The organism is Rufibacter psychrotolerans (assembly GCF_016924645.1).
GTDB classification, from domain to species: Bacteria; Bacteroidota; Bacteroidia; order Cytophagales; family Hymenobacteraceae; genus Nibribacter; species Nibribacter psychrotolerans.
On record NZ_JAFFJV010000006.1, the window covers coordinates 1 to 18,645 of the forward strand.

The 18,645-nt window shown below is 55.1% G+C and carries 12 protein-coding genes and 1 rRNA gene; 5 read left to right on the plus strand and 8 right to left on the minus strand.

Annotation, left to right across the window (positions count from 1 at the left end; all coding sequences use genetic code 11):
• Positions 1 to 99: ribosomal RNA gene (rrf, locus tag JT718_RS06905) — 5S ribosomal RNA — on the plus strand; the annotation flags it as partial.
• A 281-nt stretch (positions 100 to 380) separates the two neighbouring features.
• Here rrf and JT718_RS06910 read toward each other — a convergent pair.
• The 6 genes from JT718_RS06910 to JT718_RS06935 all read right to left on the minus strand — a co-directional run bounded on the left by JT718_RS06910 (position 381) and on the right by JT718_RS06935 (position 8,455).
• On the minus strand, positions 381 to 1,667 hold the full coding sequence (locus JT718_RS06910) for a M16 family metallopeptidase (RefSeq protein ID WP_205501509.1): 1,287 nt from the start codon (positions 1,665 to 1,667) through the stop codon (positions 381 to 383).
• 7 nt (positions 1,668 to 1,674) lie between these two features.
• Positions 1,675 to 2,841 carry a type IX secretion system outer membrane channel protein PorV gene (gene porV / locus JT718_RS06915; RefSeq protein ID WP_205501510.1) on the minus strand — a complete coding sequence of 389 codons (1,167 nt, stop codon included), beginning with the start codon at positions 2,839 to 2,841 and terminating at the stop codon, positions 1,675 to 1,677.
• Positions 2,842 to 2,868: 27 nt separating this feature from the next.
• A complete protein-coding gene (porU, locus tag JT718_RS06920) occupies positions 2,869 to 6,723 on the minus strand; it encodes a type IX secretion system sortase PorU (protein WP_205501511.1) in 3,855 nt (1,284 codons plus the stop codon).
• A gap of 91 nt (positions 6,724 to 6,814) precedes the next feature.
• On the minus strand, positions 6,815 to 7,066 hold the full coding sequence (gene purS, locus JT718_RS06925) for a phosphoribosylformylglycinamidine synthase subunit PurS (protein WP_205501512.1): 252 nt from the start codon (positions 7,064 to 7,066) through the stop codon (positions 6,815 to 6,817).
• Complete coding sequence (gene pssA / locus JT718_RS06930; RefSeq protein ID WP_205501513.1) at positions 7,063 to 7,764, minus strand: CDP-diacylglycerol--serine O-phosphatidyltransferase; 702 nt, start codon at positions 7,762 to 7,764, stop codon at positions 7,063 to 7,065. The genes purS and pssA overlap by 4 nt, the downstream gene beginning before the upstream one ends.
• A gap of 40 nt (positions 7,765 to 7,804) precedes the next feature.
• Positions 7,805 to 8,455, minus strand: coding sequence for an MBL fold metallo-hydrolase (locus tag JT718_RS06935; RefSeq protein WP_205501514.1), 651 nt, complete (start codon positions 8,453 to 8,455; stop codon positions 7,805 to 7,807).
• 65 nt (positions 8,456 to 8,520) lie between these two features.
• On the opposite strand from JT718_RS06935, the gene JT718_RS20470 reads away from it, so the two are divergent.
• Together JT718_RS20470 and JT718_RS06940 are read left to right on the plus strand one after the other, a co-directional pair.
• Positions 8,521 to 9,597, plus strand: coding sequence for an NAD(P)/FAD-dependent oxidoreductase (locus tag JT718_RS20470; RefSeq protein WP_240336975.1), 1,077 nt, complete (start codon positions 8,521 to 8,523; stop codon positions 9,595 to 9,597).
• Positions 9,594 to 12,809, plus strand: a complete 3,216-nt coding sequence (locus tag JT718_RS06940) for a hypothetical protein (protein ID WP_240336976.1) — start codon at positions 9,594 to 9,596, stop codon at positions 12,807 to 12,809. Before JT718_RS20470 ends, JT718_RS06940 begins: the two co-directional genes overlap by 4 nt.
• Positions 12,810 to 13,052: 243 nt before the next feature.
• On the opposite strand, the gene purQ is transcribed toward JT718_RS06940, so the two are convergent.
• Positions 13,053 to 13,745 (minus strand): phosphoribosylformylglycinamidine synthase subunit PurQ, encoded by a 693-nt coding sequence (gene purQ / locus JT718_RS06945; protein ID WP_205501515.1) that lies wholly within the window; start codon positions 13,743 to 13,745, stop codon positions 13,053 to 13,055.
• A gap of 108 nt (positions 13,746 to 13,853) precedes the next feature.
• Here purQ and JT718_RS06950 point away from each other — a divergent pair, with 108 nt between their 5' ends.
• Together JT718_RS06950 and JT718_RS06955 are read left to right on the plus strand one after the other, a co-directional pair.
• Positions 13,854 to 14,738 carry a YicC/YloC family endoribonuclease gene (locus tag JT718_RS06950; protein WP_205501516.1) on the plus strand — a complete coding sequence of 295 codons (885 nt, stop codon included), beginning with the start codon at positions 13,854 to 13,856 and terminating at the stop codon, positions 14,736 to 14,738.
• Between the two features lie 54 nt (positions 14,739 to 14,792).
• Entirely contained in the window at positions 14,793 to 16,904 is a 2,112-nt protein-coding gene (locus JT718_RS06955; RefSeq protein WP_205501517.1) for a T9SS-dependent choice-of-anchor J family protein, read from the plus strand.
• A gap of 432 nt (positions 16,905 to 17,336) precedes the next feature.
• Here JT718_RS06955 and JT718_RS06960 read toward each other — a convergent pair whose 3' ends face one another.
• Complete coding sequence (locus JT718_RS06960; protein WP_205501518.1) at positions 17,337 to 18,614, minus strand: M28 family metallopeptidase; 1,278 nt, start codon at positions 18,612 to 18,614, stop codon at positions 17,337 to 17,339.
• Between the last annotated feature and the right edge of the window lie 31 nt (positions 18,615 to 18,645).

The window sequence follows — 18,645 nt, forward strand, 5'->3', positions numbered from 1 at the left end:
TCGCGGGTGTCCACCTCTTCCCATTCCGAACAGAGAAGTTAAGCCCCGCCGAGCCGATGGTACTGCGGTCACACGCGGGAGAGTAGGTCGCCGCCAACCCCCCACTAACGCACGCCCACCCTGCAACAAACGCAGCGGTGGGCGTCCGCGTTCTACAGGGGGGGATGAGAGAGGGAACTTTATTCATCAGGGTGCTATACCTTTTTCGGCCTTGGCTTGCCCCTCACTTCTAGCTCTTGGGGAACAGCGTCAACCACGGCTGCGGTACCTCAGGCCTGTTCTCCTCACCTTGGAGCAACCGCAGAGTTATAAGCAGACACCAAAAGAGAGGCCCACCTGCCATGGCAGGTGGGCCTCTCTTTTTATTTGGAAATCTTATTCTATTCCTGCTTATTCACTCCTCCAGTCACAATTTTGATTAAATCAGCATCAACAAAGTATTTATTTGCTACCTCTTGTAGCTGCTCTGCAGATAGAAGCTGAATTTGTTGTAATAAATCAGTGTAAAAGGTAGTTGGTAATCCTAGGAGAGTATTAGATCTGTACCTATCCATTTTGTCAAAAATGGTGGCGTGATCAGACAGGAATTTACCAGAAAGGTGCTTTTTAGCAGTCTCTAACTCTTCTGCTGGGATGGGTTCATTTCTCAGAGTCGCCATTTCCTTAGAAATTTCTTCCAATGTCTCATTTACTTTGTCTCCTTTGATGTCAGTACCAATGGTGAATAAAGAATTTTGCTCCTTATGCGTGAGCGATGAATAGATGCCATAGGTGAATCCCTTGTCTTCCCTGATATTCTTCATGAGCCTGGCCCCAAAGTACCCCCCGAAAATATGGTTCAGCAGGTAAAGGGCTGGGTAGTCATGGTGTGAGGGTCTAAGACTGGGTTTCCCTACGCGTATAGATGCCTGCATTTCATTTGCTGTCCTTTCTACCTGAACCCCCGTCTTGGGTTCAGAAGCAGGAACAGAAAGGCCAACTTTATTAGAGCTACTCTCTGCCTTTATACCTGTGCGAAGTCGCTCTATGTCAGCGGGCGTAACGTCACCGGTTACAAACACCTCGGCAGTAGAGAAGGTATATGCTTCTTTATGGAAGTTTACCAGATCATCTACAGTAATAGCCTCTATTTCTTCTGCCGTAATAAGAGTTGCATACGGATGCTGCTGACCATAAATGGCGGTGGTGAAGGCTTCCGTAGCCAGGTAACTATTCTTCTGTTTGTCTACTGAAAGGGTCTGTATAACCCGCTGCTTCATCAGACTAAGTTCGGCCTCTGGGAAACTGGGATGGTATATGACTTCAAACGCCAGCGGCAGAAGGGTAGGCACAAACTTAGACAGGCAGTATAGGGTTACCGTGGCTCTGTCAAATCCATGGTTTACTTCCAGAGAGGCACCGTAGTAATCCACCATGTCGGCAATTTGCTTTGCCGTATAGGATTGCGTGCCCTCCTTCAGCATTTTGGCTGTTAAAGAAGCCACGCCAGCTTTGGGCTGGTACCACTTGCCCGCCTGAAAGACAAACTCTATTCGGGTGACGGGTTGAATATTGTTCTGAAAAATATGCAAGCGAGCGCCTGAGGGGGTAGAAACCACCTCGGGCGTGATAGACAAATCAGTTGTAAGCTCTGCAACGGCAGGGGCTTGGGAACGGTTAAGGGACATAGAAAAATTATTCAGCACCTTCAGCTCCGTCTAATCTGAAGTGGAGTGAGAAACGAAGCGTCTGGGCTAACGGATTGTTTTGTTCATTAGGGATCAGGTATGCTGCATCTACCCCAAATTTCTGGTAGCGGATACCCAAGCCCATGGTAAAGTACTTGCGGCCTCCCTTGAGTTCGTTTTCAAAGAAGTAGCCGGCACGGGCGGCAAACATATTGTCATACCAGTACTCTAAGCCGGTTGAAACCGTAATCTCTTTTAGTTCTTCGCTGCCCCCGCCTGGTGCATCAGTGAAAGATTTGAAGATTCCGGAGAATACGTTGGTCTGGTCATTCGCCGCAGGATCATCTGGGCGGGTGTAGGGCACTAGTAGTTTGTTCCCGTCAATTGCCAAGGTGATTTTGTTATAAGGGTCCAGCTCCATGGTGAACGCCGTTCCTAGGCGCAGGTTGGTAGGCAAGAAATCCTTTCTGCCCGCGGTGGTATAAGAAATCTTGCCGCCTACGTTGGACACATTTCCGCCTAAAGCCAGATTGTAGTTTTTGCCGCCAATGGCCAGGTCTTTGGTGTAGTAGATGCCTAAATCTACGGCCACTGAATTACCCGGCTGTGATTCCCCAAGATTATTGCCAGAGACGTTCACGTTACCAGATAGGTTGGAGTGGATAAACCTGGCCCCCACGCCTAAGCTCAGGTTCTCGCTCAAACGCTGCCCGTACGCCAAGCTAATAGCATACTCCTTAGGGTTAAAGTTCTGGATAGGGTGACCCGCTGCATCGGTAAAATTCAACTCGCCCAGATCAAAGTAAAGCAAAGAAAGAGCAAGCGAGGAGTTAGGGGTTACTTTCTTATGGGCCGAAAGCTGGCTCAATGACATGTCATTGACAATCTTAGACAGCCAGGGCGTGTACGACAGGGAGAGACCCAGATCTTCTTCTATAAAACCCAGTTTGGCTGAGTTCCAATAGATGGAATTAGCGTCTGGGGAAATCGCCACCCCGGCATCGCCCAAACCCGCTGAACGGGCATCAGGAGTAACAGACAGGAACGGGACTGCTGTGGTGATGGGACGATATTCAGTGCTCTGCCCAATAGTGGTTTGTGCCTCAGCAGAAAGCCCCGCTGCGGAAACAAAGAAAAGAGCAAGGATCGACGATCGGAAGAAGGTGCATTTCATGCGGTAGAAGTTGTAGGATCTGGTATATTATTTAAGTAAAACTAACTTTTCATAACGAGATGTACTAGCCCCGTCTTGACGTGAACGAACATTCACTTTGTATATATATACGCCTTTGGCTAAAATATCATTGCTCTCGTCGCGGCCATCCCAGGTAAGGTCAGAAAAGTGCGTGCTTCCGTCTCCAAAAGCGTGCAGAGACTTGACCAATTTACCTGATACGGTAAAAATCTGAATTAGTATATCCAGCTCCTGGCCCGGACGGTTATGGTCAAAGTGGAAGGTAGTCTTGTTCAGGAAAGGGTTAGGAATGTTGTAGACATGGTCCAGGGCTAACTTCTCTGAAGAGGCTACAATAAACTCAATTTTAGTGATGCTGGAGTTGTTGTGGGTGTCCCAGGCTTTCAGGGAGAGCGTATGGGGGCCTAAAGCCAGGTTCTTCAGGGCGTACCGCACTTTCCCTGATTGGTAAGAATCCACATCAGCGGTGTAGAATTCATTCAGGATGATTGGATTGGAGGTGTTTTCGTCAAGAATGGCCGAAATCTCATGGCCAATGCCTGCCCCGGCCGTGTTAATGCCATTATCGTCATACAAGTGGGCGAGCAAAGTGGCCTCTGCCCCGGTAAGGCCCCCAGAGATGAACGATTCATCATTCATGAATAGCTGCAGTTGGGGCGGGGTATTGTCGGCTAAAACGCTGGAATTGGCTCCTCCCACAGGAATAGGCGTGGCTCCGTGGGCGTCCAGCGTGGCAGATGAGGCGTACAGATGGATACTACCATCGCCAACCTGGTAATTGATGTCTTTGGGAACCACCAGGGTTACCTCAAACGCCCCGTTCTTAACTGAGGCCAACCCATCATAGAGCACGTTGTTTCTGCTCAGGACTTGCCGTTTAGCGTTCTGGTCGCCCAGGGTGGTAAGGCTAGTGCGCTTGTCATAAACAGTGATATGCACCTGGCCCTGAAACTGGGAAGCTACTTGCTGCTGGCTGTTCCTGACGAACCCTTCCAGCTTAACGGTAGAGAGCGCTTTCAGCGTGTCGGTGGTGGAAGCAGTGAGCGGCTTGCCGTTCAGTTTAGAGAGAACTACTTCCAGGTTAGGGTAAGCCAAGGTCATGGAGGGGTCTCCCAGCAGGGCGAAGTTGCGGTTGTTTACCCCGAATAAGCTCGCGTTTTTGGTTTTGTTGGTCAAAACGCCTAGCGTGGGCATGGCGCCATTCGCCAGCGGCTGAAACAGGAAGTTGAAGAAGTTGGTGTTGAGGGCGCGGTTGCCGTCTGAGTAAACCGGTCGGGTGGTGGTTAACAATCCAACGGCCCCTCCCTCCGGGTGAAACAAAGCCGTCTCGGCTCCGGAATTGCGTCTAGGGTCATCGTACCGGCCAAACTCACAGGTTGCGGTCAGGAAGAAGGTGAGTTTGTTGGCATTATTCCAGCCCTGGATCTCGCTGATGGTTAAGATCTGCTCGTCTGCCAGGCTGAGGGCGTTGCCGTGGCCCGTGTAATTGGTGACCAAAGCGCCTTTCTCTATGTTTTCCCTCAGGGCCTGGTTGGTTTCGGGAGAACGCTGCCCGTTTGGAACCGAGATCTGGGGATACAGGTCCAGGTAAAGCTTTTGAGACAGATAGGCCGAGTGGTTCCGCTCCACAAACTCGGCTAGGTAATCGGCATCATTCAGGTGCTCATTGGAGTCACCATCGTCGGCCAGGAAAATCAGGCGTTTCCGCCAGTTCCCCAGGGTTTGGTCACTCTCGTAGCGGATAATCTTATCAATGAGCAGATCGGCTTCAGCGCTGGTTTTTACCGGGAGGCGGCCAATGCCCACATCTAGCCGGTGGGCCAGGGAAAAGTCTAGCTCAGACCATTCCCCTTCCTCGTCGTCCAGGAAACCAATGTAATCATCTGAGGAATAAGACAGGATAGGATCCAGGGACTGGCGCGACTGGTAAATGGGCACAAAGTTGGTGTTCTGCTGCAGGCGGCGTTTAGGGTCAAAGGAGGCATCGCCTAGCAGCACCACCTGCAGCAGGTCATCGCCTTGTTTGTTGCTGCGCTGGTGGAGCATCTTCAGGAAATCGCGCAGGGCCGTAATGTCCTGCTTTCCGGAAGAGAACTCGTCATAAACCATGGGAAGCAGAACCACTTCCACCTCTAGCCCGGTAGCGGTACGCCGGTGGTTGGCGAAGCGCTGCGCCTGGGCCGCGAAAGCCGGCGGAGTGATGACCACTATGTCTAACTCGCTGTTCAGGTTCAGGCTGTGCAGGTTCTGGTTAGGTAACTTGCCCAAGAAAACGGGTGCGGCGAAAGTGGTGCCCTGAAACGCGACATACTCCCGCAGTTGCTGGCTGTTGGCGGAGAAAGTGGCGGTACCGTTACTAACAGTAGCCAGTTGCCTGGTGGGCTTTAGCGGGTCTGTCACGTCCCACACCTGTACGTCAGCGGCCGCGCCGCCGATCTGGTAGGTGCTTACCGGGTGTTGCACGCTGGCCAGTGCTCTAAAGCTGGTCTGGTTGCCATACAGCTTCAACTGCCGCTGCGTCGAAACGGTAAAGTAATTTAAATAGCCCGCGGCAGAAGAGCTGCCGCCTGGGTGGTACGTGTAGGAGAGGTTCAGTTCATTGGCATAGGCCAACGTATTGAGCGCCGGCGAGAAATGGAGCACGTGGTTCACACCCTCCGGGTGGTAGTTAAAAGAGCCTCGGCCACTAATGGAATGGGTACCCAAGACCGTGTTGTTGAGCCGCACGGTAAACGAACTGGCCTCAGGGGAATTGGCCATTACGGCCGAGGTAACCTGTACGGTACTGTTGGGCACCAGGTCTGTGGCGGCAATAGAAAACGCCTGCTGCAGCGCAATGGCGTTGAACTCCTCGCCGTACCACTCCCGCCCCGAGTTGACCATGTTTCTAAGGTCTACCTCATGGAACCAGCGCTCATCAAAGGAGGTGAGCACCGGGAATGCGCCCGTGGGAGAAGCCTGCGGACTCACCCTCAGGCCCGCCGAAGGGCCCACCGTTAGATAATAGTAAGTAGTGTCTGTGTACAGATTGAAGGAATGCACAAAAGGCGATTGCCCGGGCACCGGATTGGGGGCCCAGGTATGCGGGCCCTCGCCGTAAAACAACAGATAATCATTGGTGTCAAAGCTGCCGTCTTGCTCGCCTTCTACCCAAATGGCATTCTCCACCAGATCATCTGCCCGGGGGGCGGCGTTCGCCTGCGGGAGCATTTTGCCGCCGTTGCCAAACAGCCGCAGGTTTCTGGGGTTAAGGGACTGTACATTGAGCCCCATGGCTTGCAGCGCCGCCCGGTCTAGTTTGTACATGCCTGTGGCCGGAACGCCTATCTTGTACCAATCGCCGGAGGCCAGCACCGAGCGCGTGGCGTAGGTACGGCGCCCCGAAGCCTGGCCGGGACCTTTGCGGGCGTTGCTGTTAGTGCTGTAGCGGTAACTGAAGGAAACGAGTTTCTCAGGCTGACCGGTCTGCGGGTTTAATCTGAACGGCTGAAAGGCAACTACCGAGTGCGGCACCCGGTTGGCCGTACCCGCGCTGATGCGGGGCTGCAGTTCCGTTTTCAGGGCCTTTTTAGGAAAAACGCGCAATTCTGCCTCCGTAAGGGGCTTAAACTCCAGGTGCGTAAACTCAAAGGAAGATACCTGGGCGTTGGGGATGGAGAGGATGTAGTACGGGATCTCCTCACGGTCTAGGTAAGCCGCTTCCTCAAATGCCGGGATGGCGGCGGAGGCAGAAGCGCCTGCGGAAGGAACAGAAGGGACCGCCCGCCACAGAATGGAGCGGGTTTCCTGCGTTTGTGCCCAGGCGGTAGCTGCCGTTAGCCAAAAGCCTGCCGCCAGAAGAAGCTTTCTTACAAGTTGCATGTACGCGGGTATAGTGGCTACGCCGCAACACAGTCCCTCTCTCCTAGAGTTCAGCCCCTGGTCAAGGGGCCGAAACCGGTATGGTTAGATTCTACTTGGCTGTGAGACGGTAAGAAAAAGATTCCATGATCATGTTGGCCAGTAATTTCTTACAGGCCTCTTCTACTTTCTGGGCGGCCGCGGTCTCGTCCTGGGCCTCTAACTCTAAACGTATGTGCTTGCCAATTCTTACATCAGACACCTGCTGCAAGCCTAAATGTTCCAAACCCAACATCACGGCCTTGCCTTGTGGATCCAACAATTCAGCATGGGGCATGATATCAATTTCGGCGGTGAATTTCATAAAGTAGAAGGTTTAAAAAGCGATAAAATAACGTAAAGTGCAATGTTCAACGGAATTGCGGTAAAGTTAAGCCCCGCAAATAAAAGAACCGAAAGTCCCATGAAAATAAACCTGATTTGGTTTCCTTTCCAGGCAAAGTTCTTGAATTTAAGCGCAAACAGGGGCAGCTCGGCCACCAGCAGGTAAGAGAAAAGCAGGGTGATGCCCAGCAGCACAAACGGGTTGAGAATCACCCCAGACAGGCCAAAGTCATCATTGGACAAAATGAGCGGCAGCGAGATCACAAACAAGGTGCAGGCTGGCGTAGGCACCCCAATAAAGGAAGAGGTCTGCCGCGTGTCTATGTTGAACTTGGCCAGGCGCAGCGCCGAGAAAATGGTGATGATAAAACCGGCGTACGCCACGTAGCTGGGCAGGCCACTGTTACCGGCCTCAATAGTCTGCCGGAGCAACTGGGTCATCATGGCCCCGGGCAGCACGCCAAAAGAGACCATGTCGGCCAGGGAGTCCAGCTGTTTGCCTATTTCTGAGTAGGTGTGCAGCAGGCGGGCCACCATGCCGTCCAGGAAGTCCAGAGCGGCGGCCAGCACCACCAGGTAAGCGGCCGTTACCAGCTCTTGCTGGAACACAGAAACAATGGCAAGGCAACCGCAGAGAAGGTTAAGGCAGGTAATAAAGTTGGGAATGTTTTTCTTCATGTCTCAGGTAAAAATCTGTTTCCGGGCTGTTTTGGGTCTTTCAGCCTAAAAACGGATTGCTGGCTTTTTCTTCCCCAATGGTGGTGGAGGGGCCATGGCCCGGATGCACGGTCACGTCATCTGGCAGGGTGAATAACTTGGTTCTGATGCTCTGGAGGAGCGTGGCATAGTCGCCGCCGGGCAAATCGGTTCGGCCAATGCTGCGGTGGAAGAGCACGTCGCCGCCCACCAGGTGCTTGCTGGCTGGGTGATAGAACACCACGTGCCCCGGGGCGTGGCCCGGCGTGAACAAGACCTCCAGTTCGGTTTCACCGAAGGCGACGTTTTCGCCCTCTTTCAGGAATTTCTGGGGCAAAACCTCCTGGTACTGCGGAAATCCGTAGGCGGCAGAATAGGTGGGCACGGCGCGCAGCACCGACAGGTCGGCTTCATGGATCTCCAGCGGAACCCCGTAGGTAGTAGCCACAAACTGGTTGCCCAGCACGTGGTCAATGTGGCAGTGGGTGTTCAGGAGTCTTACCACTTTCAGGCCCTGCGCTTCAATGAACCCCTGTAGCTCCTGTTGCTCCTGTCTATCGGCGCAGCCGGGGTCAATGACCACGCACTCTTTGGTGTGGTCATAGAGCACGTAGGTGTTTTCTGAGAAGGGATTGAACGTGAAGCTTTTTAGGTGCAGACCAGTGGCAGACATGAAACGATCTCTTTTTTGCAGGCTCTAAGTTACAGATTTCAGCGGCACAAGCTGTACCTTGGGGCATGAATTATGATTATCTGGTAGTAGGGCACGGCCTGGCCGGCGCGATTCTGACCTGTTTTCTGGAAAAGAGCGGGAAAACGGTCCTGGTGTTTGATGTGCCCAAAGCCAACGCCGCCTCCCGCGTAGCCGCCGGGCTTATAAACCCCGTAGCGGGCAAGCGATTCGCCAAAAGCTGGCAGGTAGACGCGTTTCTGCCCGCCGCCGCCGCGTTCTACCAGGAGATGGAGGCGCGGTACCAGACGCCGCTGTTTCACCGCAAACCTATCCTCAAACTCTTCTCCACCCCCGAGGAGCAAAATAACTGGATGGGCAAAAGCACAAATTCCGCTTGGGATGGTTATATTGAAACCACGCATCTGCAACTCCCCCCCTCTGAATACGTTCATCAGGAATTGGGCGGCTTGCTGATCCAGCAGGGTGGGTACGTGGCCCTGCGGACCTTTCTGCAGCGGCGCGAGGAAGACCTGCAGCAGCGCGGCCTGCTGCGCCTGGATGCCTTTGACCTTGCACAGGTAGAGTTGCTGCCAGAAGGGGTTCGGTACCAAGGGGTGCAGGCCAGAAAGATCATCTTCTGCGAAGGTGCCCGGGGCGCCCAGAACCCATTTTTCTCCTGGTTGCCTTTCTCGTTGAACAAAGGCGAGATTTTAGACATAAATGTGCCAGATTTTGAGGCGCCATATATCTATAATAAAGCAGTTTACGTTGTGCCTTTAGGACAATCTCAATACCGCATAGGGGCCACGTACAACTGGCGCGAAGTGAATGAGCAGCCAACGCAGGAGGCCAGGGAAGAGCTTACTTCTAAGACCCAGGACATTCTGAAGAAACCGTTTACCGTGACGGCGCAGTATGTAGGCATCAGGCCCGCCGTGCGGGACCGCAAACCCCTGGTGGGGCTGCACCCGGTGCACCGGCAGGTGGCTATCTTCAACGGCATGGGCTCTAAAGGGGTGCTGATGGCTCCTTTGCTGGCGCAGCAGTTTATAGCGGCTTTGGAGCAGGAGGCGCTGTTATGGCCCGAGGTGGATATTGCCCGGTATCAATCATTGTTTTCAGCATCTACGTCAAACACATGAGTCAACTCTCTACTCGCTTCTTACATGCTTGCCGGTTACTGTTGTTGCTCCTGGGGGTAGGGGCGCCCGCCGTAACCATGGGGCAGGCCACCGCCCCAGATGACTTCGGGCAGAACCGCATCCAGTACAAGCGGTTTATCTGGCAGTACTACAGCACGCAGAACTTCAACGTCTATTATGCGCAGGACGGCCGGGAACTGGCCCGCCACGCCGCCGAGCACGCCGAGAAGGAACTGAAAAGAATCACTTCCCTCATTGGGTACTATCCTTACTCCAAGATCACCATTATCCTCTACAACTCGGTCTCTGACATGAAGCAGAGCAACATTGGCCTCATTGACGACCCCTACAAGGGCGGCAACGATGCCTTGTTTGTGAAAAGCAAGATTGAGGTGGCCTTTGAGGGGTCGCAGACCGAGCTGAAGCGCCAGATGACCTACCGCATCTCTGAGCTGCTCCTCTCAGACATGATGTACGGGGGCAGCCTCAAGGAAGTAATCCAGAGCAATTACTTGCTGCGGCTACCCGAGTGGTTTGTGTCTGGGGCGGCGGCCTACCTGGCCGAAGGCTGGAGCGTGGAAATGGACGACTACGTGCGCGACATTATCCAGAAAACGGGCGGAAAACGCTCAGACCCTCTGTTTGCGCGCAACCAGCGCGTGACCGGGCAAGCCATCTGGAACTACATCACCGAGCGGCATGGCCCCACCGCCATCCAGAACATCCTCAATCTTACCCGCATCACGCGTGATATTGAGGTGGGCATTGCCAGCAGCCTGAACATGCCGTACAAGCGCTTCATGCGCGAGTGGTTCGCCTTCTACACGCAAATGAACACCTTTGCCGAAGGCACCTTGCCCTCGCCCAGCAAAGAGAACAAGATCAAGAAATCCAACGCGCGCAATTTCCTGTACTCGCAGCCGTCGTTGAGTCCCAGCGGGCAGCGGCTGGCCTACGTGATCTATGACCGGGGTGCCTACAAAGTGTACGTGCGCGACCTGGCCGGCCGAAGCCAGCGCATTGTGTATCGGGGCGGCTACAAAATGCCCCACCAGGAAGTAGACCGCACCGTGCCGCTGCTTACCTGGCGCTCAGAAAACCAGCTGGGTATCTCAGATGTACGGCGGGGCAAACTGCAGGTGAAGCTGCAACCGGCCAGCCAACGCTACATACCGGGGGTGGCCACCATCAAAGCGCTGCTGGGCAAGACCAACAACGTGCTCAACTTCAGCACCTACAGCCAGATCACGGGGTTTGACTTCTCAGACGATGGGCAGTTTATGGTGCTCAGCGCCGTAAAAGACGGCCAGAGTGATCTGTTCCTGTACCGAGGCGGCCGCATTGTACGGCAACTCACCAACGACATCTTTGACGACCTGGAGCCAGCCTTCCTGCCCGGACCGGGCAACCGCATTGTGTTCAGCTCTAACCGGCACGCCGACTCGCTGCAGGCCAGCCGAGGCAAGTTTGGGGCCGTGACCAACAACTATGATGTGTACCTCTACGACTCTGAGAACACCCAGAGCCGGTTCTGGCAACTCACCTACACGCCGTCCAATGAGGGCATGCCCATCGGGCTCTCAGAGGAGGAGATCATGTACGTGGGTGAGGAGACCGGCATCCGGTCGCTGTACCGGCACAACATCAAGACCGGCGTCATCAACCGCGTCACTGATTTCCGGCAGAATATCAAAGCCTTTGACTACAATCCGCGTACCGGTAACCTTACGTTCGTGGCCAATGACAAAGCCAAGGAGTTCCTGTACTGGTATCCTAACTCCACGCTGGGGGCGGTGGCGCAGGCCGGTTTCAAAACCAAACGCCAGGAAACCCTGGAGGCGCACCTGCAACGCCGGATTCAGCAGGAAAACGCCCGCATAGCGGCGGCCCTCAAGGCCAAGGCGGCGGCAGACTCTCTGGCGGCCCTGCAGCTAACCCAGGCCACCGACAGCGTTACGGCCCCAGATAGCACCGCAGCGCCTGCCCAGGCCCCGGCCAGAACACAGCCCGCTCCAACCCGGCAACGAACCATTCTGGCCATGAACCAGCCAGATTCCCTGGTGCTCAACTACCCTAAGCCCTACGACCTGCGGTTTGGGGTGAACAACCTCATCACCTCTATCTACGCAGATCCGTTGCTGGGCTTCGGGTTTGTGATGGAGGTGGGCATGGCCGATCTCTTTGAGGATTACCGCATCAGGGGCGGGGTGTTCGCCCTCACTGATCTGCAGACCACCAACTTCTACGCCGAGTACTCTAACCTGAAGAACCGATACGATTACCGCGTGGGCTACCAGAAACAAAGCGTGTACCTCACCAGCAACGGGGCCATCCGCCGGCTGGGGAAACATGAGGTGCTGCCGGCCTTCAGCTACCCGCTCACCAATGCCTTCAGCGTGAAAGTGCTGCCCCGGTTCTCCAACATTAGGTACACTGTGATTGAGAACTTCTCTGAGCCAGACCTGGTCATGAACTTCGCCGGCATAGGAGGGGAACTGGTGTACGACAAGTCGGTGGTGACGGGCATGAACATGCGCGAAGGAACCCGCATGAAGGTGGGAATTACCCGCATGTACGGCCTCAACAACAAGGAAGACGGCTTTGGCAAGTTCTACGTTGACCTGCGGCACTACCAGAAGATTCACCGCGAGTTTGTGTGGGCCAACCGCTTGAGCTACGGCCACTCGTTCGGGCCTTCGCCCAAGAAGTACCTGCTGGGCGGGGTGAACAACTGGATTGGTGCCCAGGAAGACAGCCTGGCCGTGTACGAGGGCAATTCTACCCCGGCAGACTTTTTCTACCTTGATTTCTCCACGCCCCTGCGCGGGTTTAACTACAATGCCCGCAACGGCAGCCGGTACGTGCTCTGGAACTCAGAACTGCGCTTGCCCCTGTTCCAGTACCTGTTTGAGGGTCCTATCAACTCGGGCTTCTTCCGCAACCTGCAGCTGGTGGGCTTCTTTGACGCCGGCACCGCCTACAACAGCGGAAACCCGTTCAGCGACGACAACTCGGTGAACACCCAGCCGGTGCCCCGCCGTCCGTTTGAGGTGGTGGTTCGTAACTTCCGCAACCCGTTCATGTACGGCTACGGTCTGGGTGCCCGCACCACCTTACTGGGCGTTTATGGCCGGTTTGACGTAGCCTGGGGCGAAAAGGACCTGCGGCGCGAAGGACCTAAGTTCTACTTCTCCATGGGGTATGATTTCTAGGAGTATCATCTGAAAACTCAACACCCTGCAGGTTTTAGGCCTGTTTCCTGAAAAACATCCTTAAAACAGCCCGCCTTCTCACCAGAAGGCGGGCTGTTTTATTTTCAGGGCACCAAGCTTGGGTTCACGCTAAGAAGATAGCTTGTTTCTGGGCCTGCCTGCCAGGTGCTTCGGGCGGAGGCATAAAAAAAGCCTCCTTGTTACGGGAGGCTTTGTGGTATCATTTCACTATCAGGGGGTGGACTATGCCTGAACAGCCTGTAGGAGTGACTCAAACATAAGGCGGCCATCGGTGTTGTTCAGGTCTGGGTCAACGGCTCTTTCTGGGTGTGGCATCATGCCAAACACGTTCTTGTTCTTGTTGCTCACCCCGGCAATGTTGAGGATGCTGCCGTTGCAGTTGCAGACCTCGGTTACCTGGCCGTTGGCATCGCAATAGCGGAACATGATCTGGCCGTTGTCTTCCAGTTGCTTCAGGGTGTCAGTGTCGGCGTAGTAGCGGCCTTCGCCGTGGGCAATGGGAATCTGGTAGGCTTTGCCGGGCTCCAGCAGAGCGGTAGGCAACAGGTCTGTGTGCTCAGGCGTGATGTACACGTTCTGGCAGATGAACTGCTGGCTGGTGTTGCGCAGCAGGGCTCCCGGCAGCAGGCCGGCCTCGGTCAGGATCTGGAACCCGTTGCAGATGCCCCACACATACCCGCCGGAATTGGCGAATTTCACCACTTCCTGCATAATGGGAGAGAAACGGGCAATAGCGCCAGAGCGCAGATAGTCTCCGTAAGAGAAACCTCCTGGCAGGACTATGAAGTCACAGTTCTGCAAATCATGGTCTTTGTGCCAAAGCCGTACAACTTCCTGCTGTGTGGTGTGTTGCAAGGCATCAATGACATCTTGGTCACAGTTGGACCCCGGGAAAACGACAACTCCAAATTTCATGGTGCAAAGATAAAGAAAATACCCAAGGGTTCTTAGGTAACGGGCTCTAAGATAGAGAGAGTGCCGCTTTTTTTATAATTTTACTTTTTATCATTTTACAGCACTCCTATGTTATTATCCATGACGGGGTTTGGGTCTGCCCACGTAGAGACCGACACCCACACGATCAGCATTGAGCTGAAGTCGCTTAACTCAAAGTCCATGGATCTGAACCTGCGGATTCCCCGCAGCTTGTCTGACAAAGAACTTGAAATCCGCAACCTCATCAGCAAAAGCCTGGTCAGGGGCAAGATCAATCTCACCATTGAGGTAAACAAGAATAAATCGGGGGCCACCCGCAGCAAGATCAACCTTGAGCTGCTCAAGCAATACTACCAGGAACTGGAGCAGGCCGCCGGAGCCCTCAACGCCCAGTCGCCGGACCTGTTCCGGTTGGCCCTGCACATGCCCGACGTGCTACTGACCGAAGCCACCGATGACGTGAAGCAGGAGGAAGTGGCCTGGGAGCAGGTAGCCCCTTTGCTGCAGCAGGCCATTAACAACTTCAACACGTTCAGGGCAGACGAGGGCAAGGCGCTCACGTCTGAGATTGTCTCTTACATTGACCGCATCAGAATCCTGCTGGCCGAGGTAGACAAGCATGACCCTACCCGGGTAGAGCAGATCAGGCAGCGCATCCAGGGGCACCTGCAGGAGATCAGCTCGGCCGAGGCCTTCAACCAGAACCGGTTTGAGCAGGAGATGATCTACTACATTGAGAAGCTGGACATTGCCGAGGAGAAAGTGCGCCTGATCAACCACCTGCACTATTTCACTGAGACCGTGTACCTGCCTGAACCAACCGGCAAGAAACTGGCGTTCATCTCGCAGGAGATTGGCCGTGAAATCAATACCATCGGTTCCAAAGCCAATGACGCCACCATCCAGCACCTGGTGGTAGAAATGAAGGAAGAGTTGGAGAAGATCAAAGAGCAGCTCAACAACATTCTGTAGGCCCTCCGTTTTTTGCCTGTTTTCCCAAAAATACCCTTATAACGCGCATAGTATATGCCTTCTAGATTACTGGCCGCCCTTTTCTGCCTGATTTTGGGGATGCAGCACACCATGGGCCAGACCCGTTCCTGCGGCACCATGCAGCACGTGAAGCAACTGGAGCGGCTAAAGCCCAACCTGCGGGGGCAACTGCAGCAGCAAGCCAAAGCGGCAAGCGCCACCAGTGTCAAGAACGCGCGCGACAATGCCCCGCTGGGGCAGGTGGTGACCATTCCGGTGGTGGTGCACGTGCTGTACAACCGGGCCGCACAGAACATCTCAGACGCCCAGATCCAGTCCCAGATTGCGGTGCTCAACAAAGACTTCCGCCGCCTGAACACCGATGCCGGCAAAACGCCCGCCGCATTCAAGGGCGTGGCCGCCGATGCCGAGATTCAGTTCTGCCTGGCCCAGCGCACCCCCGACGGGGAGCCTACCACCGGCATCACCCGCACGCAAACCAGCAAAACCAGCTTCAAGCTGGATGACTCCATGAAGTACAGCGCCGCCGGCGGAAAAGATGCCTGGAATACCAGCCAGTACCTGAACCTTTGGGTGGTGCGTTTTTCTGATAATGAGGAAGTGCTGGGCTACGCGCAGTTCCCTAACTCGGGCTTCGCCCATACTGATGGGGTGGTGATTGACTACCGGTACTTCGGTACCACCGGCACGGCCACCGCTCCCTTCAACCTGGGGCGCACCGCCACCCACGAGGTGGGCCACTGGCTCAACCTCTTCCACATCTGGGGCGACGAGGCCTGCGGCGATGACTTTGTGGCCGACACCCCCACCCAGGAAGAAGAGAACACCGGCTGCCCCAGTTACCCCCACGCCAGCTGCAGCAACACCAGCGATATGTTCATGAACTACATGGACTACACCGATGATGTCTGCATGAACCTGTTCACCACGGGCCAGAAAAACGTGATGCAGCGCACGCTTGCCCTGTACCGCCCGGGCCTGCTTACCTCACCCGGCTGTACGGCCGTACAAGTACCAGACCTGGACGCCGCCCTGCTACAGGTAAACTCCCCGGCCCGGGTGCTGTGCACTACCGGTTTCACGCCTGCGGTGGTGCTGCGCAACCGGGGCAGCCAGACGCTCACCTCTGCCCAGATCCAGTACAGGGTAGATAACGGGCCCGCCCAAACCTTCACCTGGACCGGTTCCCTGGCTTCTTTCCAGAGCACCACCGTTACCATGCCTGACCTGAGTGCCGTGGCCGGGGCGCATGCCATTACCTTCTCGGTGGTGACAAGAAACAACGCCACCGCAGACGGAGATGCTGCCAATGACGTAGTTACCGCCGCCTTCCAGGTGCAGGGAACCAGCCTGCCGTTGCAGGAAGGGTTTGAGGACGCCGTTTTCCCGCCGGCGGGTTGGGCCCTGAACAACCCAGACCAGGACCTTACCTGGAGACGCACCCAAACGGCCGCCAAAGCCGGAAGCGCCTCGGCGTTCATGGAGAACATCCATTATACGGCCAATGGCCTGGTAGACGAGCTGGTGCTGCCCCCGCTTGACCTTACCAGCCGAAGCCAACCAAAACTTACGTTCCAGCTGGCTTATTCACTGTTGTCAGAGGCTGGCTACTCAGATACCCTGGAGGTGTGGGCGTCTACCAACTGCGGTGCCACGTACCAGCGTATTTACAGCAAGGCCGGCCAGGCCCTCACCACGGCTACCCCGTATTTCACCGACGATGAGTTTGTGCCCACGGCCTCCCAGTGGCGCCAGGAAACGGTAGACCTGGCGGGCGTTGCCACGGGCAAAACGGTGCTGCTTAAATTCAGGCACGTCACCGACTATGAAAACAACCTTTACCTGGATGACGTGAAAGTAGACGGCGTTCCCCTGGGGGCCGAAGAGGAGCGGGCCCAGCAGGCCGTGCAGGTTTCTCCTAACCCCACTACCGGCACCGTGGTAATCTCCTCGCCCGAGGCGAGCATCATCAGCCTGCAGGTGTGCGATGCCGTGGGGAAAGTACTCCAGGAGGTGCCGCAGCCCAGACACGCCAGAGGTCAGTCTTTGCAGATTACCCTCCAGGCCCAGGCCAACGGCATCTACTTCCTCAAACTACAAACCGATAAAGGCACGGTAGTGCGTAGGGTGATGCTTCTGCAGTAGTCTGAGGGAAAAGTTACAAGTAAGAAGCCCCGGTAGTTTCCTGATGCAGAGGAAGCTACCGGGGCTTTATATTGGGAAATGGTTTGGTTTCTGAGGAAGGACCTTTGATAAAGCCGTGGATTACGTGAACCCACCCCTACCCCTCCCAGGAGGGGAATCTTTCAGCAAACGTAGTCTGGTTTTAAGTAGTCTGATTGTAAAATGTGAGAGCGTTATGTGAATGTCCTATGTTTTTAGCCTATTTTCTGCAATATAGCCCCAACACGGTTTAGCGGAATTCCCCTCCTCGGAGGGATAGGGGTGGGTTCCTGCAGTTAAGTCCAAGTTTCAGATTAAGGCCCATCTCACCAAAAGCCCTCATCTCCACCCGCTAACCTAACCAAACGTTTCCAACCTGATTTTTGAAAAAGAGGCCTGAAACAGAGAAAGAGATCACAGCGCTTTGATGAAGTCTCCTATCAACGCCATGACTTCTTTGAATTTAGTGAGCGGGAGCGTCTCTGGTTGGTCGTTGGGGTGGTGGTACTCGGTGGTGGTGCCGCCCAGCGTGTAGAAGAAGAAAGCGGGCACGCCTTTTTCTGAGAAGAAGTAGTGGTCTGAGTTGGCGGCCTTGCCCCGGCTCCTGATCTGCGGCAGAAACTGGTGCTGCTGGTTCAATTGCTGCAGCAGCTGAAACTGTTTCGGGAAGACACTGCCGTTCACCACCATCAAGCCTTCCTCACCGGTGCTCATCAGATCAAGGTTCAGCAGGAATTTGATCTTTCCCAGGGGAAACAGCGGATGCTCAGTATAGTAACGCGAACCCACCAGGCCGGCCTCTTCGCCCGCGAAAGCCATAAAGGCAATGGAGTAATCTGGCGTGTTTTGCGGTTGCGCGTAGTGGCGGGCCAGTTCCAGCAGCATGGCGGTGCCGCTGGCGTTGTCATGCGCCCCGGGGAAATAAAGGTCTTTGCCCTGGTGGCCCAGGTGGTCATAGTGGGCGGTGATGACCACAAAGGAATCTGGCTTGATCTTGCCGGGAATAAACCCAATCACGTTCTGGCTTCTGTAGGCCGGCTCCAGACGGGCATCCACCGTAAAACGCACCTTTTTGGCGTGAGGGGGCCAGGCTTTCTCCAGAACCTCCAGCACCGGAAAAGGCAACTGCTCGCTGCGCACCGTACCCATCAGCTTGGGACCTTTCTGCCTGACAATCACGCCCACCACGTTCCGCAACTGCGGCTGAAACGGTTCTGGCAATGACAGCAGTTGCTCAAAGTGGCGTTGGTGCACCACCAGCACCTTGTTGCGCAGGTTGTTGGTCAGGAACTGCTGGGCTACGTCCACGTCCTGTAAAATGAGGGTGTCAATGTCATACACTCTGCCTTCGCCCTGGCCGGCTCCCGTGGCGCCGTGGGCCAGGAAGTCCACACCCGGCTTTAGCGCTTTGCCGTCTACGGCCAGGCTTAGCCGGTTGTCCAGAATGTTGATGGGCAGGGTGAAGGTTTGCAGGTACTGAGGGGTGAAGGACCGCAAGCCTATGGCGGCAAACTCCTGCTGCAGGAACCGGGCCGCCAGACTGTCGCCCTTGAAGGCGTATCCGCGGCCGTGCAGGGCGGGGGAGGAAAGGGTGGCAATGGTTTGCCGCACCCGCGCCAGGTCCTGGGCATGGCCGGTAAGGCAAAGGAGAAGCAGAAAGAGACAGGCGTAACGCCGAAACAGCCGGGGCATACGGGCAGGTTTTAGGTCTGATTTCCTGAAA